The organism is Nonomuraea phyllanthi, assembly GCF_006334985.2.
GTDB classification, from domain to species: Bacteria; Actinomycetota; Actinomycetes; order Streptosporangiales; family Streptosporangiaceae; genus Nonomuraea; species Nonomuraea phyllanthi.
The window spans coordinates 130892-153686 of record NZ_VDLX02000002.1 but is presented as its reverse complement, the minus strand read 5'-3'; the positions used below and the strand labels follow the sequence as shown (position 1 = coordinate 153686).

Below are 22795 nucleotides of genomic sequence, written 5' to 3'. Positions count from 1 at the left end.
TGGTCGTACTTCTCAACAGGAGGCACCGTGGAACAGGAACTGCCCGGCGGCGCGAGGCTGATCGTCGGGGTGGACGAGTCCCCGGCCTCGCGCTGGGCGCTGGCCTGGGCCATCGGGGTGGCCAGGCTGCACCGGATGGCCCTGGTCGCCGTGCACGTGAGCCGCGCGCCCGTCCACCCCTTCCCCGAGGCGCTGCCCGTCCAGCACGCGCTCAGGTCGGGCGAGGAGGCACGCTGCACCGAGGTGGTCACGGGCGTGTTCGAGGACGTCGCGGGCGGGATGCCCGACGACCTCACGACGGCCGTGGTCGGCCGGGTCGGCGACCCCGGCTACCACCTCGTCGACCTGGCCCGTGAAGGAGACCTGCTGGTGCTGGGGCGGGGCCGGCGCGGCCTGCTCAGCCGCATCTTCCTGCCCTCGACCAGCATGTACTGCGCCCGCCACGCCCGCACTACCGTCGTCATCGTGCGGCAGCCCGCGCCCCCCGACGAGCCCGAGCTGTCGCACGACCGGGCCAGACGCTTCTGGAGCCGCCGCCATCCCTAGGGCCCAGCTCGGCGGCTTTCTAGTGCTGCTCTGTCAGCGCATGCCGCAGCAGCCGGAGCCCTTCCGGGATGTCGTCCCTCATGATGCCGCCGTACCCCAGGACCAGACCGGGCAGGGCCGGGCTCTCCCCGCAGTACGCCTCCAGCCGCTCGACCACCAGCCCCGGCAGCGGACGTACGGACACCCCTGGCGCCAGGCGGGCACACAGGTGCAGGCCCGCCGTGGACGGGACCAGCCGCAGGCGCTCGTCACCGTCCAGCGTGTCGGCGATCATGGCGTGCCTGGCGGCGTATTCACGGGTCGCCTTCCTGATGTGCCTGGCCAGCAGCCCCTCGTCGATGAAGCGGGCCAGCGCCGCCTGCGTGGGCACGTCGCTGTGCCAGTCGGACAGCCGCTTCGCCTCGCGCAGCGCGGGCGCGAGCGAGGCCGGGGCGACCAGGAAGCCGAGCCTCAGCATGGGGAGCAGGGTCTTGGAGAACGAGCCCACGTAGATCACCCGGCCCGCGCGGTCGAGGCTCTGCAGCGGCTCCAGCGGGCGCTCGCCGAAGCGGAACTCGCTGTCGTAGTCGTCCTCGATCACCACCGCGTTGCGGCGCTCGGCCCAGGCCAGCAGGGCGGCGCGGCGGGCCAGCGACATGGGCGTGCCCAGCGGGAACTGGTGCGACGGCGTGACGTACACGATGCGGGCGGCGCGGGGGATGGCCCCCACGTCGATGCCCTCCGCGTCCACCGGCACGCCGGTCACGCGGGCGCCCAGCGAGCGGAACAGCGTGCGGGCCGGCGGGTAGCCGGGCTCCTCGACGGCCACGCAGGCGCCCGGCTCGATCAGGACGCGGCCGATGAGGTCGAGCGCCTGCTGGGCGCCGTTCGTGATCAGCACGTCGCCGGGTCCCGCGTGGACCGAGCGGCTGATGCCGATGTGCCGGGAGATGGCCCCGCGCAGGGGCTCGTGTCCCGCCGGGCGGCCGTACGAGGCGATGCCGATCCGCAGCTCGCGGGCCACCAGCCGGCGCCAGGCCTCCATGGGGAACAGGCGGGCGTCGGGCACGCCGACGCGGAAGTCGTACCGGCCGGCGGGCAGGGCCGTCGGGGTGCCGAGCTCGCGCCAGATCGCGCGCGGGCGCACGACACCCTTCGGGGCGGCCCTGCCGCGTACGGGCTCGGCCGACACGAACGTGCCCGCTCCCGCCCGCCCCACCAGGAACCCGTCCGCGACCAGCCGGTCGTAGGCCAGGGCGACGGTGTTCCTGGAGATCTCCAGCCGCCGGGCCAGCTCCCTGGTCGGCGGGAGCCGTTCGCCCGATCTGAGGCGGCCGTCGAGGATGGCGTCGAGGAGCTGGCGGTAGACCTGTGCGGCCAGGTCACCGCGGCCTTCCAGGGTGATGTGGAGATCCATCTTGGCCCAATCAAATCGCTAGAAATTGGAGCTTATATCGGGACAAGACGAGTTCCAAGATGGTCTCATGACACAACGAATGGAACTCGGACCCCTGGTCGGCGACGTCTACCGGCACGCGGGCGCGCTGGACGCGTTCGTCACGCGGAGCACGCTCCCCAAGCAGCTCCTCGACCTCATCTGCCTGCGCGCCAGCCAGATCAACGGCTGCGTCTACTGCGTGGACATGCACAGCGCCGACGCCAAGCAGGCGGGCGAGAGCGACGCCCGGCTGCACTCCGTGGCCGTGTGGCAGGAGTCGCCGTTCTTCACCGAGCGCGAACGCGCCGCCCTGGCCTTCACCGAGGCCGCCACCCGGCTGTCCACCGAGGACGTCACGGACGAGATCTGGGCGCGGGCCGCCGAGCACTTCTCGGAGAAGGAGATGGCGACGCTGGTCGTCGCCGTGGCGACCATCAACTTCTGGAACCGGATGGCAGTGTCCACCCGGATGACCCCTCCCTCCTACAAGCCATGAAATACCGGCGAATCCTGGCCTACGCCCAGCTTGCGAACGCGGTGGGCGACGGCGTCTACCTCGTCACCTCCGCGTTCTACTTCGCCAGGATCGTCGGCCTTCCGGCCACCGAGATCGGCCTCGGCCTCACGCTGGGCTGGGCCGTCGGCTCGGTGGCCGGGGTGCCACTCGGCCACCTGGCGGACCGGCGCGGCCCGCGCGGCGTCGCCGTGCTCCTCGCGCTCACGACCGCCACGGCGGTCGCCTCGTTCGTCTTCATCCACTCGTTCGCCCTGTTCGTCCTGGTCGCCTGCCTGTACGGCACCGCGCAGACGGGCCTGTCGGCCGCCCGCCAGGCCCTCCTCGCCGCGCTGGTGCCGCCCGCGGAACGCACGGCGGTGCGGGCCGGCCTCCAGGCCACGTTGAACGGCGGCCTGGCCATCGGCGCCGCCCTGGGCGGGCTCGCCCTGCATCTCGACACGCGGGCCGCGTATGTGGCGGTGTTCGCGCTCGACGCGTTGGGCTTCGTGGCCGCCGCGGTGCTGCTGCTCAGACTGCCCGCCGTACGAACGTCCGGGCTGCGGCTCGCGGACGTCTCCTCCCGCGCTCCCCGGCAGGCTGTCCTCAGGGACCGGCCCTACGTCCTCATCACGCTCATCAACGCGGTGATGCTCTTCTACATGCCACTGCTCAGCGTGGTGCTGCCGCTCTGGATCGCGTCACGCACGACCGCGCCCACCTGGATGTTCTCCGTACTGCTCCTGATCAACACCGGCACCGTGGTGCTGTTCCAGGTGCGGGTGGCCCGGCGGGTGAAGGGCCTGCGCAGCGCCACCCTGTCGGTGCGGCACGCCGGCCTGGTGCTGCTGGCCTCGTGCGCGGTCTTCGCGCTGAGCCCGTACGGCTGGCCGTTCCTCCTCGCGGCCGCCGGCCTCCAGGTGCTCGGGGAGATGCTGCTGGCCTCCGGCTCCTGGGAGATCAGCTTCGGGCTCGCCCCCGAGGACAAGCAGGGGCAGTACCAGGGCTTCTTCGGCACGGGAACGGCGGTGGCCAGGATGCTCGGACCCGTCGTGCTCACCACGCTGGTGCTGGGCGGGGGGACGATCGGGTGGCTGGCCATGGGGGCGGTGTTCGCCGCTTCTGGCGCCGCGATGGGACCGGCGGTCAGGTGGGGGCAGCGTACGCGCGGAACGACCACCACGCGTCCTTCACCACCACTCGCCAACCACCAAGCGGCACTCCTGCGCACCCAGCCCGCGGACACGTAGCCGCCCGCCCCAGCCCGACGCCCGGATGTCCATGGCGGACGGCCCGGGCCCGATCAGCCCCGATCGCCGGCCCTCTCATGCCGTCCGCCCCCTCATCGATCGCCCGCCACCTCATATCCGGCCTCCTTGACCGCAGCGACGATCTCCGCCGGATCGACCGGCCCCTCGCTGTTGACCGTCAGCAGCCCGCTCCCCAGATCCACCTCCACAGAGGTGACCCCCGCGACCTCGCCAACCTCCTCCTTCACCGAGCTCACGCAGTGGCCACAGGTCATGCCCTTCACGGTGTATGCGACGGTGCTCATGCCGATCTCCTCGTTACGTGTGTCGCCCCTCGCGAACGTACCCGAGCCTAACACCGTACCCCCCAGGGGTATAACCGGCATCGGATACGGCCCCGCCATCTGACACGCATCATCCCGCGCACGTTCGGCCGGCCCGGACGTGCGCAACGAGGCACGATATTTGGCATGATCGAGCTGTTGCGTGAGATAACCGATACCAGAGGCGGACACAGGCCGGCGGGTGCCCGGCACGGCCCGAAGGGGGGACCAAGAGGCCGTCGGGGGTCGGCGTGTCGCCCCTGACCTGGTGCTGAACACGCGTTCTCCGCACATTCCGCACATCTGGTCCGCGCACAACACAGGGAGCGCAGCCATCCCTTGCTAGGCTGCTTGTCAACCGTTGGGTCTCACCCCGGCAGGTGAGGCCGTCGAAGAAGTGGGGTCACACCGTGAAGAAGCTGCTCGTTCTGGCGCTGATTGCCCTTGGGGGGTTGCTGATCTGGCGTAAGGTGCAGGCCGACCGCGCCGAGCTCGATCTCTGGACCGAGGCGACCGGCACCGAGAACTAACCGACCGGCGAGGCGATGAGTGACGTCGTCCCCATCAAGCTGGTGTGCCTGGACCTGGCAGGCACCACAGTCGGTGACATCGCCATGGTCGAGCGCGCCTTCGCAGAGGCGATCGCGACCCAGGGCATAGTGCCCGGGACCGGAGCGTACGCGCGTGCCATGGTTCACGTGCACCGGTCCCGGGGCTGCCCCAAGATCGATGTCTTCCGTGGGATCTTCCCCGGAAACGAGGCCCAGGCGCAAGCGGCGAACCTGACGTTCGAGCGCTCCTACGAGGGCGCCCTGGAGCGGGCAGGTCTCACACCCATGCCCGGAGCCCTGGAGGTCCTCGACAAGCTCCGCGGCACCGGCATCAAGCTCGCCCTGATCACCGGTTTCAGCCGCGCCACCCTGGGCCGTGTCCTCAGCGTGCTCGGCTGGCACGACAAGATCGACCTTGCCATCTCCCCCGAAGACGCCGGCGGCCGCGGCCGCCCCTGGCCCGACATGGTCCTGCACGCGGTGCTCCGGCTCGGAGTGAACGACGTACGCAACGTGGCCGTCATCGGCGACTCCGAGAGCGACATGCTGTGCGGCAAACGCTCGGGGGCCTCGATCGTGGCCGGCGTCCTCACGGGCGTCCACAGCCGCGAACGCCTCCTCAAGGGCGGCGCCACCCACATCCTCGAGTCGATCGCCGACTTCCCCGGCCTGATACTGAGCGATGACCTCGGCCCGGCGCACATTGCGTCGTCCGCCCGGTAAGCCACCTTCGTCGAAGGGGCTTGGCTCACGGAGCGCGGCCAGGACGGTAGCGTCCTGGCCTTTCGCATGCCAGGCGGCCAAAGCACCTCCTGCGGCCTGCGACTGATCAGATTGCGGTTGTTACGCGACTCGCATCTCATTCCAACCCGCCTTTTCCGTAGATCAGGTGCCCAAATGCCTTGCCTCGCCGTCACCGTCCAGAGAATGGCTGTCCCCGATCCGGAGCGGAGCTAGCACCGCATGGGAGGTTGTCGGGGACGGTTGGGACGGTCGCTTGGGACGTTTGGGACGGTTGGGACGTCGGGTTGGGACGTCGCGAGGCGGGGAAGTCGGGACGCTCGGACCTCGGGAGGTCGGGACGTCGGGACGTTCGGACCTCGGGACGTGGGACGTCGGGTTGGGACGACTGGGGTGCTGGGGTCCTTGAGCTGGGGTAAGTGAGGGCGCTGGCCTGGCGACGTTCAGGCAGGTGGATGAGGCGCCAGGCGATCACAGCTCCGGCGATGTAGGCGGCACCGACGAGGAGGAACGAGAGGGTCGCTCCGCCAGCCCAGCCAGGGGTGACGGCCAGGACGGCGCCGACGGAGGCGATGCCGATGAGGGAGCCGATCTGCCTGTTGGCGTTGAGCACCGAACCCGCGGTGTTGGCGTGCCGGGTGCCCGCCGCGTTCATCGTGGCCGTCGTCATGGCGGGGGAGATGATCCCGGACGCGACGCTGGTCACTCCGAGGGCGACGGCCGCCGTCCAGTACGGGGTGGAGGGCACGAGGGCGGCCAGGGCCAGCGAGGAGGCCCCTGCGACCAGGAAGGAGACCGCGAGGAGGGGGCCGACCGCGACGCGCGCGGAGATGCGGGCGAAGGCGATGTTGCTGAACGGGATGAGGATCGTGAGAGGCAGGATCTGCAGCCCGGCCTGGAGCGGGCTCGCGCCGCGGGCGTGCTGGACGTACAGGCCGATCGCGAAGAGCGAGCCGTAGAACGCGGCGTTGAACAGGAAGCCCACGGCGTTGGCGCCGGTGAAGCGGGCGTCGCGGAACAGTGCCCACGGCATCACCTGATTGTCCGTCCGACGCTCGCGGACGATGAGCAGGACGGCGGCGAGCGCCGCGGCGGCGATGGCGCCGACGACCGGGGCGGCGGTCCAGCCGAGCTGCGGCCCCTCGATCAGCGCGAAGCTGGCGCAGGCCAGCAGGAGAATGACGGCGGCGTGCCCGGGGACCGCCGGCGGCCGGCCGTCCCCTCCGGTTCCGGTGATGTACCGGCGGGTGAGGAGCATGCCCGCGATGCCGACCGGCAGGTTGATCAGGAAGATGCTCGGCCACCCGAACGCGCTGACCATGATGCCGCCGATCGTCGGGCCCAGCGCCATGGACGAGGACACGATCGCCGACCAGATGCCCAGCACCCTGGCGCGTTCGCGCGGGTCGGGGAAGGCCTGCACCAGCAGCGCGAGCGAGCTCGGCATGAACAGCGCCGCCCCGACCCCCTGGAGGAGCCGCGCCGCGATCAGCACCTCGATGCCCGGTGCCAGCGCACTGGCCAGAGACGCGACACCGAAAATCGCCATACCCCACGCATAGACACGTCTCGCGCCCACCCGGTTCGCCAGTCCGCCGGCCAGCATAAGCAGGGCGGCGAAGGTGAGGACATAGCCGTCCACGGCCCAGGTGAGCTGGGAGAGGGACGCATGGAGGCGCTCCTGGATCGTGGCCCCGGCGACCTGCATCACGGTGGTGTCCAGGCTCGCCATGACGAACCCGGCGGCCAGCGCCGTGATCTTCATCGGACCCGGCGGAATCTTGGGCATGATCGACCTCACGTTTCCAGCACTAAGCGGACGCCACACGTCCGGATCCAGACGCTAGCGCAAGCGGACGCCTCTTGTCCATTTAAATCGGACCGGTTTCGTCCACTTATTGCTAGGCTGGCCGTATGACAGCGGCAATGCCTGCGGTGGACCGGCTCCTCGACGACGGCTCCGGCCGACGTCCGCGCGCCGACGCCCGGCGCAACGTGGAACGCCTCGTCGTCGCCGCCCGCCAGGCCGCCGTCGAGGGCGGCGAGATCACCGCCCACGAGATCGCCCGCCGCGCCGGCGTGGGCATCGGCACGTTCTACCGCCGTGTCGGCACCCTCGAATCCCTGCTCGAGGCGGTCCTCGGCGAGGTGCTAGGCGAGATCATCACCAAGGGCGACGACGGACTGGCCGACCCCGACCCCTGGTCCGGCTTCACCGCGTTCGCCCTCTCCTACATCCATCTCCGCAACGAGCTGTGCGACGTCAACAAGCGCCTCGGCGACGTCCTGGACCACTCCCGAGCCGAGCTTCGCGACCGCATCCAACTCCTGGTGAAGCGAGCCCAACAGGCCGGAGCGATGCGCACGGACGTGACCTGGGAAGACGTGGCCTTCCTCATGGCCGCCGCCTCCTCCACCGGCCCCCACACGCTGGGCCTCCAGACAGGCACCCGCCAGTGGGACCGCAACCTCCAGGTCATCCTGGACGGCCTCCGCATCCCCGACCCCACCCCCCTCCCCGGCGAACCACCCACCCTGACGCCATGGCCGGAAGAACCCTGACCACCGCAATCGCCCCGGTAACCGCACGTTCGTCACCAGCAGCCCGCCCCACCCCTGAGGCCCCCCGCCCAAGCACCCACACTCCCGGAACGGCGTTAACCCCGCGCGGATCCACCAGTCAGAGCAGTCATCGATCCGACGTGCACTGCGATCATCCGCAGGCTCTTGCCCTCCTCATCGAGGACCGGATGATCAGCCCAGACCTGCGGTGGCAGGCGCCGGCCTGACAGCGCGGGCGGACGTCCGGCTTGGCGAGGTGTGATGCCGCTCTTGCCGAGCCAGCTGAACGGGATGACGGTCGCCGGGGCAGCATCGACGCGAGCTTCTCCGGAGGCGAAAGGCCGGGCAGGGCCGGGCTTGCGCGGGCGTACCGAGTGGCGGCGAAGGCTATGCACTTGATACGGTGTGCCACGGAGCCCAGCGACCCTTGTGGATGATTTCCGCAGGTCACGGGCCTAATCAGGGGGCCTTAGCTCAGTTGGCAGAGCGCCTGCTTTGCAAGCAGGAAGTCAGGAGTTCGAATCTCCTAGGCTCCACTGCACGTGGAAGGCCACTCCCCATGATCGGGAAGTGGCCTTTTCGAGCTTGGTGAGGTCGAGCCGAGGCGCGGTATCGAATTGACCCGTCTCCTCGGCCCGCCTCCCGAACCGGACATGCGACTTTCACCGCATCCGGCTCTCCACAGATCCCGTTGTGGGGAAGGTTCGTCATGCCGTCAGTGGCCAGGGCGAGGCAATCGCGCCTCCCCGGTAGCGGTAACGAGTGGTGCTGACCGTCGCCGGGTCGAACAGGGTCGCCTCGCTGGTGGTCGGCCACCAGCCTCCTCGGCAGTAGTGGCGTCGAAGCTGTCTCCAGGTGGTGCGGCGGTGTTTGCGCCGCAGCCAGCCGAACACCTGCCGCCAGAGCACGTGGCTGAGATAGCCGAATGTGGCGCTGGAGACGCCGGGTCGGAAGTAGGCCGTCCAGCCCCGGAGCATCTGATTGAGCCGACGCGCCAGGACCGGGAACGGCATGTTCACGTCCTGCCAGCACCACGCCTTGACCTTCGCCGTGATGGCGGCCAGCGCCTTCTTCGACGGGTAGGTGTAGACGTAGTGCTGATCTTTGGTTCCTCGCTTGCGGTGACGCTGGATACGCCACCCCAGGAAGTCCAGTCCCTGGGTGATGTGCACGACACGGGTCTTGTCGGCCGCCAGTCGCAGTCCCAGCGGGGCAAGAACCCCCGCCACCTCCTGCAGCACGGCTTCGGCGTGCGCTCTCGTTCCAGAGACGACCACCACGAAGTCGTCCGCGTACCGGATCAGCCGGTAGTTGGCCAGCCCGCGATGGCGACGCCGTCGCCTGCTGAAGTAGTCGCCGACCTGGGCGGCGAAATGCTCGTCCAGGACCGACAGGGCCACATTGGCCAGCAACGGTGACAAGATCCCGCCCTGCGGGGTGCCGGTGTGGGTGTTCCTGCGCACCTGATCCTCCCCGAGGATCCCGGCCTTGAGGAACGCCTTGATCAGCGCGAGCACCCGCTTGTCGCAGATCCGCCCACGGATCCGGTCCATCAGGGCCGGATGGGAGATCTCATCGAAGCAGGCCGCGATGTCGGCCTCCACCACCCACTCATAAGAGCGGCTGGTCAGGTACTGGACCTCGGAGACCGCGTCCTGCGCGCGCCGGTTCGGGCGAAAGCCGTAGGAACACGGCTGGAAATCCGCCTCGAAGATCGGCTCCAACACCAGCTTCAAGGATGCCTGGACCACCCGGTCGGCCACGGTCGGGATCCCTAACCGGCGGCGCTTGGCCGTGCCCGGTTTGGGGATCATCCGCTCGCGCACCGGCAGCGGGCGAAACACTCCGCCCTTCAGGCTGGTCCGCAGCCCGGCCAGGAACTCCTCCACCCCGATACGGGCTTGGATGGAGATGACAGTCTTGCCGTCGATCCCGGCCGTGCGTGCTCCCTTGTTGCCCCGCACCCGATCCCAGCCCACCAGCAGGAAGGCCGGGTCACACACCAGGTTGAACAGGTCGTCGAACCGGCGACCGCCATCAGCGGCCGCCCAACGGTGCAGTTTGGTCTGGATCTCCAGTACCCGACGCTCAGCCCTGAACAGGGCCGCCTCCAGATCGCCGATGTTCACCGACGCGCTCCCGGCATTCCAGCATCCTTCCTGCGGATCTGCTGGTCTCCTTCGCCATGCGGGCGGCTTTCCCGCCCTCGGACTACTACGAGACCTCCGTCCCACCCGCGGCCGTCAGTCGGCGACGGACCTGCCCCCGATCTCGGTCTGGCCGACCGGAACCAAGAGCGACCACGAGCGGTTCCCACGTTCACTGCATGACCGATCGATGAGGGAGGCGCCCAGCTCATGCTCCGACAGCATCGCCACGCCTACGCCGCAGGCTTTCAGCGTGGCCTCCCCACCGGCGCTGTCGACCGGCTTCGGAGTTGACCACATCGAGGAATGACCCTGGGGTGGTCACGCACTGCACACCGGCCCATATCCACCAGGTTGGAGCCGGCACCTCGCTTACGGGGCTTTAGCACTGGTTTCTCGCGTGCACCTTCTCATCTCGCTAGAGGAGCCCGAGCCATCTGGCAGTTCTGGCCCGTCTCCCCGTTGTCAGGGCTGCTTGCCACCCTCACCGGCGTCCCCCGGATCAGGCTGCCCTCAGCTCCACCCGGCTGCTGCGACAGCCAGGCGGTGGAGTCCTTTCACCTCCACTCGGTCACACAGCGCCTCGTGGCGCACTACAGCTGAGAAGTACAGCTACGACATCAACTGTTCTCCACTACACGCTCGCTGTACTCCTGCGGGATCGCGAAGCCGTAGCGCTGTGAGATCTCCTTGAGGGCCTCGATGCATGCCGACTGCACAGGCTCGTAGTCCGCGTATCTGAGCTTCACGCTCGCGTACGGTTCGTTCGGACACGGACCACGCCCCAAAGTCGTCCCATGCCAGCCGCATAGGCCCTTGTGGCCCTCTGTGCCTGGGGTGTGATTAGCGGCCTCATAGGGCTTCACCCAAATCACAACGTTTGCCATGCCAGCTGACCTGAGCCGTCCGGCCCGCCGATGCATGAGATCCGGACCGCGACGTTCGCCATGCAGATCTGGTTGGTCGACAGCTGGACCGGGACACCCCTCAACGCCGCGCCGGACGAGCACGACGCCGTGGCGTGGTTCGGGACGTCCGACCTCGACAGCCTGCGCCTCGCCCATGCTCTCGATGCTCACCGCCGTGCGACGCTCATCGGCAGACCCGCGCACTCGCACCCGGCTCGGTGCCACCGGCGGGCAAGATCCGCAGGTGGTGCCGGTTCGCACGAACATCTCGGCACGCGGCGCCGGCAGCGTGACGCCGAGAGTCGCGAACATCTGGCGCCCCATCTCGTGAACGAAGCCAACCGCGCGGGCGTCTCCATCGACAGCCCTACGATAAGTCGTACTCGTCGATCCATAGATCGGCTCCGGCTCTGTGAAGAAAACCGATGGCTTCTTCGTCAAGAACGAGGCCTCGCGGGCTGGAGCGCTCTCCCGGTTCGAACGACCGAAGCATGACCAACGTGGCAGCTGCGCCACCAGCGCTCAGCTCTCCGATTCGATCCCAGGCGCCGGCCAACTGATTCATCACGGCTTCCGCCTGCTCATTGAGTGAGGTGGTGTCCGCAAGGCCGGAGTCGAGCATCCAGTCGTGTCGTGGCGGTATCAGGCGCCCACTCTTCCTGCCGCGTCGTGTCTCCTTCGCCTCAGACCGAGTCGGCTCGACGCCCACGTATTGGGTGATCTGCTCAGGATCCAATTCATCGGACTGGATCATGAAGTAGACCTGCTGCTCGACGATCACGTGAACACGGTAGCGGTTCGAGGGTTGGCGGGCGCTTGCACGACTGCGCAGGGGCAGTCGCTTCTACTGCTCAAGACCTTGATCGTCGTCCCATCAGCGTGCCATTAGGGGCGGTAGGAGCGGTCAATCACGGTCCCTTGCGGACGGTCCTCAGCGCAGGTCGAAACCTTTGCGCCTGAAGATCAGACCGTTTTGCAAGCAGGAAGTCAGAAGTTCGAATCTCCTAGGCTCCACCAGCCAGAACACCCCGCCACCGATCTTGTGGCGGGGTGCTCAGGTCATTAATGGGTCACTAGCCATCAGGGCGGCGATCTTGTCTTTCCGCCTCCACTCGCGCGCTGAGAGCGTCTGCGATCCGTCGGTTGGCGTCCTTTGCCGCGCGCCGCGACCAGTCCAGATCTCCTCGCGTGCCGAGCTCGTCCAGCAGGATCCGGTACAGCTTGGCTCACGCGCGCGGCGCTCCATTCGGTGAAGCGGCGGGACACCGTCTGCCAGGAGGCGCCGAAGACCGGCGGTACCTGCCGCCAGGCACACCCCGTGGTGGTCACGTACACGATCGCCGCCAAGATCGTCCGATCGTCGACACGCCGGCGAGCCACGTCAAGCGATCGATGCGAATGCTTCGCATCGAAAGAAGCCACGGCCTTGGCGTGCGCTTACTCCGTCATAGTGATCAGCAAGTATTGGTCGAGAGCTGAAATGAGCCCGTCGGCCAGCGCTGGGGTGGTGGCCGTCGCCCATTGCCGTGCGAGGTTGAGGAAGTCAGTGAGGTGCTGTCGGGCGGTAGCGAGCAGGCTGGCGAGCTCGCCGCGGGTGATCTCGATGGAAGAAGAGTCACCATCGTGCTGCCGGAGTTGGATGACATTACCCAGATGTGTGATGTGCGGCGTGGGGTCGTGGCCGAGCCAGGGTTCTTGCCCCCCAATCACGTCCCACCAGTCCCGCCAGTTCTCCAATCCGAAGCAGCAACCGGGTGCGATGGTGACGCCCGTGGTGTTGTCGCGAAAGCGCAGTCCCCCGGGAGCGATTAGGCCTTCTGCTTCGGCGAGATGCTGTTCCAGATGCGCGCCGGTCAGGTTGGTGGCGTGGGTGACGGGGATGCCGTTGTAGCTGAAGATGACGGCCATGGCCGTCCCTACCTCGGCGGGAGACAGCAGGCCGGAGAGCGCGAGAAGGCGGTCGTTCGACGGCTGCGCGATCGGCCAGGCCGTGAAGCCATCCGCGTCGTAGGTTTCCAGGACGGCGTCGACGATGACCATGGCCGTCAGTATCCACGCATTGCTCGTGTGTGCGGTTGCTGAAGGTGTGAGGGCTCGCCGGCAGTTGGAAGGTCGAGGGAGTCAGCGAAAAGTCGGCGGACTCGTTGGCACGGGAACGCAGCCGACCTCACCGGACGTCATCCCCACAGCACTTGACGGCACCGGATGGTATCTGGTGATCAGGAGCGGTACGCCTCACCGGAGTTCGCATCGAAGGGTGTCACCGGTTCCAAACTGATCTGCTCGCTCCGACCGGCGTTGCCGCGCCGCCGTACAACTGGAGCCCTTCGATCGCCACGGCGTGGCGGGTCGCTGTACGTGCTTGGGGGCGATCGACGATCCAAGGTTCGTTCCTCACCCTGACTCACCGAACAACGCGGCTGATCACCGCATCCAAATGCGAGCTATCGAGTTTGGTTCAGTGCGCCTTAACTCACCAGGGAGGCTGTCTTCGCCATGGACTGCCGACGAACGGTACGTCAACCCGGGACAAGCCGAGGCAGGCCAGAGATGATCACGTCAGGAGGGGTGCGGGCGTAGCTGCCGAGCGCCCTCAGGCATAGCCGTGCCTTCGGCTACGATCACCGCGTATGAGCTTTGAAGTATTCCTCACTCGCTATGTGAATGGCGAGGAAGAGGAGCTTGACGCGGAGCACGTACGTTCCCTGATCCGACCGCTTGTCGTTGATCAGAACGATGTCTTCTGGAGTCTGCGAGCCGGTGACGGCACCGAGACCGAGGTCTACATCTCCGAGGACGGTTCCTGTAGTTTTACTGACCCCTCAGGTGGCGGGACCGACAACTTCATGATCGGAGTCGCCCGTGAGCTGGGCTGTGTGCTCCAACCCGCCTACGGCCCAATCATGATCTTCCATGAAGCGCAGCGTTCTCACCTGCCGGACCGATTCGCCGAACGCGCTGTGGTGATCCAATCGACGGCCGACTTCGGTCAGGTGCTCTCAATGGAGTGGTACGACGAGGACGAGTAGCGTGGCAGGCAGACTGTAGGAGCCTACTAAACCAAGATCCGGGATATGTGCGGGCTGATCTTTATCAGGCCTCAGGCACCTTGCAGCCATGCGCAGGTCAGTATGGCCTTGCAGTGAGAAACGACGCTCCACTCTTGATCCGCGGATTCCTGCGTCAATTCGCTCCCCAGCGTGCAGCGTGACGGCATTCGGCCCGTCTATGTGGGCTGAAGGGCCGGCGCCGGTTACTTCACGAGTCGGAAGCCAGGCTGTGCGGCCCAAGCTCTGAGGAACTCCGCGGAGCCGTAAACCGCGTGCCATGAATCGGTCGTGGCGATGAGCCCCGGAAGGGCAGCATGAGACAGGGGCAAGATGCCGGCGGCTCGTGCCGTCAACGTAGGTAGGAAGAGCACGCCAGCGGCGCGGTTGGCTTTCTCACCGGCAAGATCCTGGTGGCCCGAGCAGCCCGCCGTCGGTGAACTCACCCAACATGCGCTGGCCAGGGCGCTGGTCCCGGCTGGCCGAGGGAGACCGGCCGGGCACCGTACGCCTGCAACGCCGTACCGACCGGACGCTTTGGACGGGACTGCCACGCCGCCGCACGGATGCAGCCCTTATGATCACCACGGCGTGACCGGCCGTCGTGCATGGTCTGGGGCGATCGACGGTCCAGGCTTCGTGCCTCAGCCCTGGCCCACTGCGCACCGTGGCTGGCGTTTCAGTTGCGTGCCCGATATGGAAGCCAAACGGGACCCAGATGGGTACGCGGTGAAGGCGCCGTACGACATGATGACCGCGGTTCAACCTTGATCGTCGCCGAGAGAGACAAGAGCTGATGGGCTTCTTTGGCACCTACTTCTACGACGGAGTGCGCTGGCAGGAGCGCGAGCCTGATCAAGAGCAGGATCTTGCCGAACCCTGGCTCATGGTGAACATTTACGACAGCGACATTGCCACTGTCATCTACCAGCCGACAGGGCCGGGGGCCGGCGTCGCCTACCTCGGCTACACCCCCCGAACCTACTTTGAGGATCCGGAGGCCTCGGCGCCTACCGACGTGGAGCGGGAGGCGGCGGGACTGGTCTCTTGGTGGAGCCACGTGCACGGCGTGGCTGACGGTGCGGAGCGCGAGGTGAAAGAGCGCGAGCTCCGCGCCTACCTCGCCGAGGACATCGCCCCTGAGGATGTCGAGTGGGACGAGGAGGAGGACGTCGATCAGCTCGACGATGCGGAGATTTTCGTCGAGGTGAAGACCGTCCGTTTCTTGGGAGCGCTTGACCTGCCTGTTCCCGACGCTTTCTTGTGACGAACAGCTGTCCTCGGCATGAGCGGGTCTCTCGACGCGGAGACGGCCCGGCAGATGACGTGGCGTCGCGAACCGGGATGCGCTCACTCCACGAAAGTCAAGTGACCCTTGTCGTTGATACGGATGCGCAGGTCGCGCCACGAGAAGCGGAAGTCGCCGTTGTCGCATGACCACTCGATCTTCTGGCAGCGATAGCTGAGTTCCTGGCCGATCTTGGCGAGGAAGACGTCTGGGATCTTGTCGCACCGCCCTTCGTGCTCCTCCAACGCACCCCCCAACTTCCAGGCGAACCGGTCGTAGACCCCACGCGCTGTGACCACGACCGACAAAGGGCGAGCGGTGTACCAGTAATCCACGCTGAAGGAGCCGCTGTACGGGCCCCGTCCCATACTTGTGATCTCCACGATCCACGGAACCTCGACCCCCTCGTACGTGACGGTGCAACGAGTGGTGAACCCGACCTTCGTGTCGATGTCTTTGTCGCACCGGCCGGCGTCGATCTCACCTAATGCGCCGGCCATGTTCAGGGTCTGGTGCTGCAGGTCGTAAAGCATCTGTTCGGTAGGGGAAGGGTCGGCGGGCTTCGGTACGGCAGCATCGCGCTCGGCCCACGGCACCCCGATCAGCTTCTCGCTGGGCTGGATACGCACCGGCCGTCCTTTTCCCTGGACCGCCGAGGGTTTCGGGGGCTTCGACAGATCACAGCCACGTCCGCAACCTGTGGCCACCAGCGCAGTGGCGGCCACCGTCAGGACGAGGGCTCGTTTCACACCTACGTTGTACTACGGCATCCCCGGGATGGATCCCGACGAGCACATGGAGAACGGCTGCGGGCCTGGCGGTAGGCATGCAGGCTCGGTGAGCTGAGGTCGCGGGCTCCTGTGGGTTGGCCGGTGTCGGTCATGACGGTGAGAATCTGCCGGCGGACGGGGTGATCGGGGATCATGGGAGCCGGTCGCGGCTTCTGGGTCAGAGCAGGTAGAGGCCCGTTGCGGTGCGTACCTGCCAATACCGGTAAGGCCGCCCTCGAGGGACGGCCTTAGCGCTCGGTCCTGTTGCTCGACGTTCCAAATGATGGCTCACAGCCTCATTCGTACGGGGTGATCTCAGCGATCGAGGTTGCGCCACCCATCCCGTTGTCCACGCGCAGCCGTAGATAGCGGGCCCTGACCCCGTTGAGGGGGACGTCGTTCGGCCCGGTGATCCGAGGCCAGGTCACGCTTGCCGCCTGCGCCCACCAGGTACCGTCGGTGCTGACCTCCAGCACGCCTCGGAGCGGTGTGCCGGTCATGTTGACGACCGGATTGCCGGCTCCTGAGAGGGCGGCGGACAGCTTGGGCACGAATCGGACCCCGGACAGCACGCGCTCCCGCCCCATGTCCACCGTGATGGTGTGTGGCTGGGCCGGGCTCACCGTGGGATCGGCCGCGTCGGGATACCACGAGTGGTAGTAGGTGAACGGGTCGCCGTCGACCGCGCGCTTGGCATCCCCCTTCACCGGCTTGAACGTGCTCGCCGTGGCGGACAGCTCCGACGGTGGAATCGGGTTTCCCGCGGGCGGTGCGGGCCAGGCGCCGGGCGCGTACTCCGGCTTCTCCATCACGATGGGACGGTTCGGGCCCGGCCCCGTTCCGGTGATCAGAAGGTCGGCGATGACCGCGCCGTGGTCGGAGTAGAACGGGTATTCCTGGTCGAGGTAGCCGCCCTGGTGGCGAGGCAGGCGCCGCACGTCGGTACGGGCGCCCAGCACGCGCACTTGCGCCTTCCTGTCGCGGAAGAGGAGGTAGTCGATACGGGCGGGGGCGATGCCGAAGCCGCTCATCGTGCTCCAGGTGCGGCCCGGATAGAGGCCGGCGTCGGGGTTGATGTAGCGGAAGGTGTCGTAGAAGCCGGCGTCGGCGAACTGCTTGGTGTAGGTCCATGGCACGGTCAGCCCGGCGTGGCCGCGGGCGTCGGCGAACTGGCCGGTCCAGTCCCGGTACGACCACGCGTTGAAGTCACCGCCTATGAGCACGGGGGCGTCGTCCTTGACGTAATACGGCACCACCTTCTGCAGGATGGCCTGGCCCTGCGCGTTACGTCTGGTGTCGTCGTAGCCGACGATCGTGTCGATCGTCGGCGAGACCGGCTTGCCGAACTGGGTGTTCACCACGGCGTGGTGCATGGGGGCGAAGACCGAGTCCTCGTGCCGGGACCAGATGGTGAAGGCGTGGATGGGTTTGCCGTCGGGCAGCAGCAGCTTGGCGCCGCCGAAGTGGAAGTCGCTGATCTCCGGCCGTTCGGTGTAGCGCTGGGCCACTTTCAGCTTGGTGAAGAGCCAGAGATTGCGGTACTTCGCCTCTTCGGCCACCGTGATCGGGACCGAGTTGTACAGGTCGGTCGAGGCTCGCCCGGCGTTGAGCCCCTGGAGGATGGCGGTCTCCGAGCCGTAGGCCTCCACGACGAAGAAGATGTCGGGATTGACCTCGTTGACGTACTCGATCAGTTGCTTCAGGTTCTCACCGGTGTAGTCCTTGCCGTCGAGCTTGCCTCCGCCAAGAAGGTTCCAGGTCATCAGCCGCACCTGCGTGCCTGCCTGCCCCTGAGCGAATGCCGCGTCGTGGGCGTCGAGCTCGAACTCGCCCTCCGGCACCACGAAGGGGTGCGACTCCGCCTTACCGTTCGTCGTGTACAGCGTGGCCCGCATCCACACGTACCCGAGGTCCCGCTGCCTGATGGCCATCCTGATCTCGTGAACCTGGCCGTCCGCCGCGGGCCCGTTCGCCAGGATCGTGCACAGTTTGCCCACATTCTCCGGGCCCGGCGTTGTCACGATCTCGCCGTCGCACCGGTAGGAGTACTCGAAGCTGCCAGCCGCGGCCGTAGCTGGTACGGCCCACGGCAGCAGTAATACGGCGACGGCGGTCAGTATCCGCCCTGTCAGTCTTGTCATGAAGATCGTCTATGTCATTGACGAAGGGAAATCAACGGTCGCCTTCCATCGGGCCAGCTCCGATCCTCCGTGACCAGAGGCCCTGGCTGGGGGACGAAATCCGCCGGCTCCCGCCGGCGTGGTATCTCTGGCGCGCTTAACGGGTCCATCCAGCCGGTCGGTAATGCGGTCCTGCGGTCGCGCCGGCCTATGGCATGGACCGATGGACGGGTGCGGCGGTCGCGGGAGTGAAGGTCATGGGTTGGGACGTACGACACCGGCGGTCAAGGGCTGCTGACCGCGTCGGCTTCCCCGTCGTTCTGCTTGTGCGAGGCCGGTACCACGATCTCCTCGGTGTCCCTGGTACGAGTCACCCAGAGGTAGACCAGCGCGCCGACGAACAGCACGATCGACGTCCACTGGTTGATCCGCAGCCCCAGGAGCGTCACCGCGTGGTCCACCCCGCCGACCGGGTCGATCCGCAGCCCTTCGATCCAGAACCGCCCGAACGTGTAGCCGGCGACATAGAGGGCGAACAGCCGGCCGTGGTGGAGCGTGAAGCGCCTGCCGGCCAGGATCAGCCCGAAGCCGAGCGCCGCGTCCCACAGCGACTCGTACAGGAACGTCGGGTGGTAGAGCACGCCCGGCTCGCCGCCGTGCGCCCGGTCGATCTCCAGGCCCCACGGCAGCGTGGTCGGGCCGCCGTACAGCTCCTGGTTGAACCAGTTGCCCCACCGGGCGATCGCCTGCCCGAAGGCGATGCCGGGCGCGACCGTGTCGGCCACGGCGGTGAGGGGGAGCCCACGGCGGCGGCAGGCCAGCCACACGCCCACGCCTCCCAGAGCGACCGCGCCCCAGATGCTGAGCCCGCCCTCCCAGATGAACAGCGCCTGGTAGGGCTCCTTGATCGCACGCGGGCCGAAGTAGGTCTGCCAGTCGGTGATGACGTGGTAGAGGCGGGCGCCGATCAGGCCGAAGATCACCCCTGGCACCGCGATGTCGCTGATCGTGCCCTTCTCGCCGCCCCGGGCGCGCCAGCGTCGCTCGCTCAGCCAGGCGCCGAAGACGATCGCGACGATGAAGCACAACGCGTAGGCCCGGATCGGGATGAATCCGAGCTGCCAGACCCCCTCGGGAGGGCTGGGAATCGAAGCGAGGGGCATATCGGAGACGGTACCGAATGGGGAGGGTTCGGCGCGGCCGTGGAAGGCGGGGGTCCGCACATCATTGACCGGCGAACCGCCTCAACGGCTTCGGATGCGGGCGTGCAGGTGCATGTCGTGTCGGCCGTCGTCGTGTACGGCGGCGCTCCGCTTGGTGCCCTCCAGGAGGTAGCCGCACTTCGTGGCGACCTTGCAGGAGGCCGCGTTGCGCGTCGAGTGGTCCAGCTCCAGGCGGTGGAAGCCGATCTCGTCCAGCGCCCAGGTGGTGAGCGCCGTGAGGGCGCGGGACGCCACGCCGGCGCCGCGGGCGGCCGGGAGCACCCAGTAGGCGACCCCGGCTGTGCCGTCGTCGAAGTCGAGGCCGCGGAGGGCGATCCGGCCGAGCACCTCGCCGCCGTCGCGGGTGATCGCCCAGTGGCCACCCCGCTCCCGTTCCCAGTCCTGCCGGTAGGTGTCGAACCACTCCAGGACCTGGGTCTCGGTCGAGGGGCGGCGCGTGTGCCAGCGCCTGATCTGGTCGTCCTGGTAAGCGGAGAGGAATGCCGGTGCGTCCGTCCGTTCCCAGGGGCGGAGCAGCAGGCCTCCGGCGGCGGGAAGGGCGGGCTGGGGTGAGCCGGCGAGGAAGCCGGCGGCGATGACGGGCGGGGTCGACAGGGCGCGGGTCATGCGCCATGTTCGTCGGACGGTGACCGCGTACGTCAACGTCACCGGCGCGACTCCCTGCTGCCGCAGAACCTGTGGGTGCCCGGCGGTGTAGTCATTGCGTCCAGATATGCCCTTCTTGTGAAAGGGAGCCGCACATGCTCCGCAGGGCCCTCTTCCTGACCGCGGCCATGGTGTGCTGCCTGGTGGCATGTGATGAGCCCGCCGAGGCGCCCGCGTCGCCCGGCGCCGCCTCATGCCCGGAGAAGCTCTCGCCCGCCCCGCTTCCGACCTGGGCCCGCGCGGGGTTCCATCCTCCGGAGCAGAGCATGCCGTACGTCGTGGGTGACCGTGGTGACATCGCCGCCGTGGTGTTCGGCGACCCGCTGCTGGCGCCGCCCGACGAGAATCGAGGCAACAAGATCCTCTGGGTGTCTCGGGTGCCCCAGGAAGCCGGTGACCCGCTGAAGATCGAGGCGTACCTGGACGGCTCGGGCACCCCCGTCCTCCGTGAGGTGCCGGGTGGGCCGGGACCGTCGGGCATCGACCTGCCGAAGGCGGGCTGCTGGCACCTGACACTGCGCTGGTCAGGGCATGTCGACACGCTCAACCTCCGGTACGTCAGCCCATGACGGCCGCCGTCATTCCTGGGAGAGGAGCGAGTTGTAGGCGCTCGAGTGTTGCCGGCCCGTCATGAAGGACACGAACTGCCTGACGAAGGCGCTGCGGGAGTAGCTGCCGTCGCCGCCGGTCAGATCCCGGTGGAAGGCCGTACGGAACAGGTTGCGATATTCCTGGGCGTCGATCTTCTGGTCGTCGTCGGCGTCGGTGACGTCGAACAGCACGTCGGCGATCTTGATGAGCCCCGAGCCGGGCAGGAGGGCGGCCGCCGCGGCGTATTCCTGGCGGGTGACGCGTCCGTCGCCGTCGCTGTCGAGAGCGGCCTGCAGCTCCCGCCACCAGGCGGCGTAGGCCTGGAACAACCGCTCCTCGTCTCGTTCGCCCAGGTCGAGCCGGGTGGCGATCTCTCTTGCCATGGCGGCCAGGTCGGGCCAGCGCAGGCAGCCGTCGCCGGTCTGGTCGAGCACGTCGGTGAAGAACCGCTCAGCCGAACGGATGACCTGGCCGCTCTCGTCGGCAGCGGAGGCGTCGGACGCAGGCGTGAGGAGGCGTGCCAGGGCGGCGACCTTGCCCGCCTTGCGGCGTACGGCATCCCATGGGCTCGCCTCCGCGCCGGAGGGGTCGAGCAGGCCCATGAAGAACTCCACGCGCGTCCAGCTCTCCGGGAGGTAGCGGGTGGCGAGCGCGGCGGTGAGGTAGGCGGAGTGCATGAGTGTCCGGGACCCCGGGAGGTCGGGCAGGGCGAGCCGGCGGCTGAAGGGCTCGGGGAGCGAGGAGATGGTGACCGCGGTGGCCACGGGGGCCGCCACGGCCCGGCCCATGGCCCACACCGCGGGATGGCCGCGCAGCACCGGAGGGGCGGGCACGTTGGCGAAGAGGCGGTAGAGGATGACGCCGACCGCCTCGTTGTTCTCCAGACGATGCTCGATGACGTCGTCGTAGTAGGACCAGAACTGCGGCAGCGTCGCGGGCAGATGGTCGTTGTCGCCGTCGATCAGGGCCAGGAAGGCGCGGTATTCGTCGTAGAGCCGCCGCATCGCCTCGGCGTCGAGCGACTCGCCGCTCAGCCGGCACATCGTCACCGTCGACTCGAAGAGCGTCGCCACCACCCAGGCGCGCGCCTCGCGGTCGGTCGCGTCGTAGGGCCGGCCCTGCGCGTCGGTGCCGGACATGCGGGCGTGGAGGCGGTTGAGCCGGGCCACTTCGCGGTCGCGTACGCGCGGGTCGGGGTCGAGTATCCGCCGCGAGCTCATCGTGGTGTTGCGCAGCCGGCGCCACGGGCGCGTGAGGAACGTGGAGTTCTCCATCAACGCCGCGCCGATCTGCGGATGCGCGGCTTCCAGCAGCGTGGCCCGGGTCACCGCGAGGCCCCAGCGCGCCTCGTTGACCAGGCGGCGCAGGATCGAGTCGGGACCGAAGACGTCGACGCTCTCCTCCGGGACGGTGTGACTCATCGAAGACCCTCTCCGGTCATGGTGGTGGACTGGCGTACCTCGCCGAACCGGCGCTGGCGCCGGCGGTAGGCGTCGAGGCATTCCCAGAAGTGGGCTGCGCGGAAGTCGGGCCAGAGCACCTGAGGGAAGACCCATTCGGCGTAGGCCACCTGCCAGAGCATGAAGTTGGAGATGCGCTGCTCGCCGGAGGTGCGGATCACCAGGTCGACGTCAGGCGTGTCGGAGTACGGCAGGTGCTGGGCGAAGCTGGCCTCGGTGACCTGGTCGGGCGGCATGGCGGAGCGGATGAGGGAACGGGCGGCCTCCACGATGTCGCGGCGGCCCCCGTGGTCGAAGGCGACGGTGAGCGTCATGCGCCTGTTGTCGCTGGTGAGCGTCGTCAGGTCGGTGATGTCCCTGACCAGCGGTGCCGGGATCCGCGGATCGGTCATGCCCAGGAACCGGCAGCGGACGCCCCGCGCGTGCAGCACCGGCGCGTGTTTGCGGATGGCCCGGCGGACGAGCCTCATCAGGATGTCGACCTCGGCGGCCGGTCGCCGCCAGTTTTCGGTGGAGAAGGCGTACAGGCTCAGCCACGTCACCCCGGAGGAGCGCGCCGCCTCGATGACGTCCATCACGGCGGCCTCGGCGGCCTCGTGACCTGCGGTGCGAGGCAGTGAGCGCTGCGTGGCCCACCGGCCGTTCCCGTCCATCACACAGGCCACATGACGAGGCACGGCCATGACCACCCCCATAACTGCACGTTACTCTAT

At 67.9% G+C, this 22795-nt stretch carries 23 protein-coding genes, 1 tRNA gene and 1 pseudogene; 10 read left to right on the top strand and 15 right to left on the bottom strand.

Translation table 11 applies throughout. The features are described from left to right. The first annotated feature begins 27 nt into the window (after positions 1–27). Complete coding sequence (locus FH608_RS06260) at positions 28–546, top strand: universal stress protein (protein WP_139629327.1); 519 nt, start codon at positions 28–30, stop codon at positions 544–546. 19 nt (positions 547–565) lie between these two features. On the opposite strand, the gene pdxR is transcribed toward FH608_RS06260, so the two are convergent. Further along, positions 566–1942: a MocR-like pyridoxine biosynthesis transcription factor PdxR gene (pdxR, locus tag FH608_RS06255; RefSeq protein ID WP_139629325.1), complete on the bottom strand. Its 1377-nt coding sequence runs from the start codon at positions 1940–1942 to the stop codon at positions 566–568. A gap of 79 nt (positions 1943–2021) precedes the next feature. Here pdxR and FH608_RS06250 point away from each other — a divergent pair, with 79 nt between their 5' ends. Both FH608_RS06250 and FH608_RS06245 read left to right on the top strand, forming a co-directional pair. Beyond that, on the top strand, positions 2022–2459 hold the full coding sequence (locus tag FH608_RS06250) for a carboxymuconolactone decarboxylase family protein (RefSeq protein WP_226899057.1): 438 nt from the start codon (positions 2022–2024) through the stop codon (positions 2457–2459). Further along, entirely contained in the window at positions 2456–3706 is a 1251-nt protein-coding gene (locus FH608_RS06245; RefSeq protein ID WP_139629321.1) for an MFS transporter, read from the top strand. Before FH608_RS06250 ends, FH608_RS06245 begins: the two co-directional genes overlap by 4 nt. Positions 3707–3798: 92 nt before the next feature. Here the strand turns inward: FH608_RS06245 and FH608_RS06240 are convergent, their stop codons facing one another. Next, positions 3799–4011: a heavy-metal-associated domain-containing protein gene (locus tag FH608_RS06240; protein WP_139629319.1), complete on the bottom strand. Its 213-nt coding sequence runs from the start codon at positions 4009–4011 to the stop codon at positions 3799–3801. Positions 4012–4439: 428 nt separating this feature from the next. Here FH608_RS06240 and FH608_RS52470 point away from each other — a divergent pair, with 428 nt between their 5' ends. Further along, complete coding sequence (locus FH608_RS52470; RefSeq protein ID WP_218154143.1) at positions 4440–4559, top strand: DLW-39 family protein; 120 nt, start codon at positions 4440–4442, stop codon at positions 4557–4559. Positions 4560–4574: 15 nt separating this feature from the next. Then, positions 4575–5303, top strand: coding sequence for an HAD-IA family hydrolase (locus tag FH608_RS06235; protein ID WP_139629316.1), 729 nt, complete (start codon positions 4575–4577; stop codon positions 5301–5303). A gap of 190 nt (positions 5304–5493) precedes the next feature. Here FH608_RS06235 and FH608_RS06230 read toward each other — a convergent pair whose 3' ends face one another. Next, positions 5494–7110, bottom strand: coding sequence for an MFS transporter (locus tag FH608_RS06230; protein WP_226899055.1), 1617 nt, complete (start codon positions 7108–7110; stop codon positions 5494–5496). 125 nt (positions 7111–7235) lie between these two features. On the opposite strand from FH608_RS06230, the gene FH608_RS06225 reads away from it, so the two are divergent. Together FH608_RS06225 and FH608_RS06220 are read left to right on the top strand one after the other, a co-directional pair. Further along, on the top strand, positions 7236–7883 hold the full coding sequence (locus FH608_RS06225) for a TetR/AcrR family transcriptional regulator (RefSeq protein ID WP_193318260.1): 648 nt from the start codon (positions 7236–7238) through the stop codon (positions 7881–7883). Between the two features lie 463 nt (positions 7884–8346). After that, positions 8347–8419: transfer RNA gene (locus FH608_RS06220), tRNA-Ala, on the top strand. A gap of 171 nt (positions 8420–8590) precedes the next feature. On the opposite strand, the gene ltrA is transcribed toward FH608_RS06220, so the two are convergent. The 5 genes and pseudogenes from ltrA to FH608_RS06190 all read right to left on the bottom strand — a co-directional run bounded on the left by ltrA (position 8591) and on the right by FH608_RS06190 (position 12978). After that, on the bottom strand, positions 8591–10012 hold the full coding sequence (gene ltrA, locus FH608_RS06215; RefSeq protein WP_139629314.1) for a group II intron reverse transcriptase/maturase: 1422 nt from the start codon (positions 10010–10012) through the stop codon (positions 8591–8593). A 638-nt stretch (positions 10013–10650) separates the two neighbouring features. Then, a complete protein-coding gene (locus tag FH608_RS06205; RefSeq protein ID WP_139629312.1) occupies positions 10651–11109 on the bottom strand; it encodes a hypothetical protein in 459 nt (152 codons plus the stop codon). A gap of 196 nt (positions 11110–11305) precedes the next feature. Beyond that, the gene (locus FH608_RS06200; RefSeq protein ID WP_139629310.1) at positions 11306–11719 is read right to left on the bottom strand and encodes a DUF4279 domain-containing protein; all 414 of its coding nucleotides are present in this window, start codon (positions 11717–11719) and stop codon (positions 11306–11308) included. Positions 11720–12074: 355 nt separating this feature from the next. Next, positions 12075–12309: pseudogene (locus FH608_RS52465) on the bottom strand (transposase); the annotation flags it as partial. Between the two features lie 66 nt (positions 12310–12375). Further along, positions 12376–12978 (bottom strand): hypothetical protein, encoded by a 603-nt coding sequence (locus FH608_RS06190; RefSeq protein WP_139629307.1) that lies wholly within the window; start codon positions 12976–12978, stop codon positions 12376–12378. Positions 12979–13568: 590 nt separating this feature from the next. On the opposite strand from FH608_RS06190, the gene FH608_RS06185 reads away from it, so the two are divergent. Beyond that, positions 13569–13967, top strand: coding sequence for a hypothetical protein (locus FH608_RS06185; RefSeq protein ID WP_139629306.1), 399 nt, complete (start codon positions 13569–13571; stop codon positions 13965–13967). Between the two features lie 224 nt (positions 13968–14191). On the opposite strand, the gene FH608_RS54300 is transcribed toward FH608_RS06185, so the two are convergent. Then, the gene (locus tag FH608_RS54300) at positions 14192–14359 is read right to left on the bottom strand and encodes a DUF6368 family protein (protein WP_226899179.1); all 168 of its coding nucleotides are present in this window, start codon (positions 14357–14359) and stop codon (positions 14192–14194) included. Positions 14360–14781: 422 nt separating this feature from the next. On the opposite strand from FH608_RS54300, the gene FH608_RS06180 reads away from it, so the two are divergent. Then, the gene (locus FH608_RS06180) at positions 14782–15252 is read left to right on the top strand and encodes a hypothetical protein (protein ID WP_139629305.1); all 471 of its coding nucleotides are present in this window, start codon (positions 14782–14784) and stop codon (positions 15250–15252) included. Between the two features lie 83 nt (positions 15253–15335). On the opposite strand, the gene FH608_RS06175 is transcribed toward FH608_RS06180, so the two are convergent. From FH608_RS06175 to FH608_RS06160, 4 genes are all read right to left on the bottom strand, one after another. Then, a complete protein-coding gene (locus FH608_RS06175; protein ID WP_139629304.1) occupies positions 15336–16022 on the bottom strand; it encodes a hypothetical protein in 687 nt (228 codons plus the stop codon). 317 nt (positions 16023–16339) lie between these two features. Further along, on the bottom strand, positions 16340–18184 hold the full coding sequence (locus FH608_RS06170) for an endonuclease/exonuclease/phosphatase family protein (RefSeq protein ID WP_139629303.1): 1845 nt from the start codon (positions 18182–18184) through the stop codon (positions 16340–16342). A 263-nt stretch (positions 18185–18447) separates the two neighbouring features. After that, positions 18448–19326: a prolipoprotein diacylglyceryl transferase gene (lgt, locus tag FH608_RS06165; protein ID WP_139629301.1), complete on the bottom strand. Its 879-nt coding sequence runs from the start codon at positions 19324–19326 to the stop codon at positions 18448–18450. Between the two features lie 81 nt (positions 19327–19407). Next, complete coding sequence (locus tag FH608_RS06160; protein ID WP_226899054.1) at positions 19408–20034, bottom strand: GNAT family N-acetyltransferase; 627 nt, start codon at positions 20032–20034, stop codon at positions 19408–19410. 92 nt (positions 20035–20126) lie between these two features. Here FH608_RS06160 and FH608_RS52455 point away from each other — a divergent pair, with 92 nt between their 5' ends. Further along, entirely contained in the window at positions 20127–20600 is a 474-nt protein-coding gene (locus FH608_RS52455; protein WP_226899053.1) for a hypothetical protein, read from the top strand. A 9-nt stretch (positions 20601–20609) separates the two neighbouring features. On the opposite strand, the gene FH608_RS06150 is transcribed toward FH608_RS52455, so the two are convergent. Together FH608_RS06150 and uppS are read right to left on the bottom strand one after the other, a co-directional pair. Continuing rightward, positions 20610–22043, bottom strand: coding sequence for an oxygenase MpaB family protein (locus tag FH608_RS06150; RefSeq protein ID WP_139629299.1), 1434 nt, complete (start codon positions 22041–22043; stop codon positions 20610–20612). Then, entirely contained in the window at positions 22040–22777 is a 738-nt protein-coding gene (uppS, locus tag FH608_RS06145) for a polyprenyl diphosphate synthase (RefSeq protein WP_139629297.1), read from the bottom strand. Before uppS ends, FH608_RS06150 begins: the two co-directional genes overlap by 4 nt. Between the last annotated feature and the right edge of the window lie 18 nt (positions 22778–22795).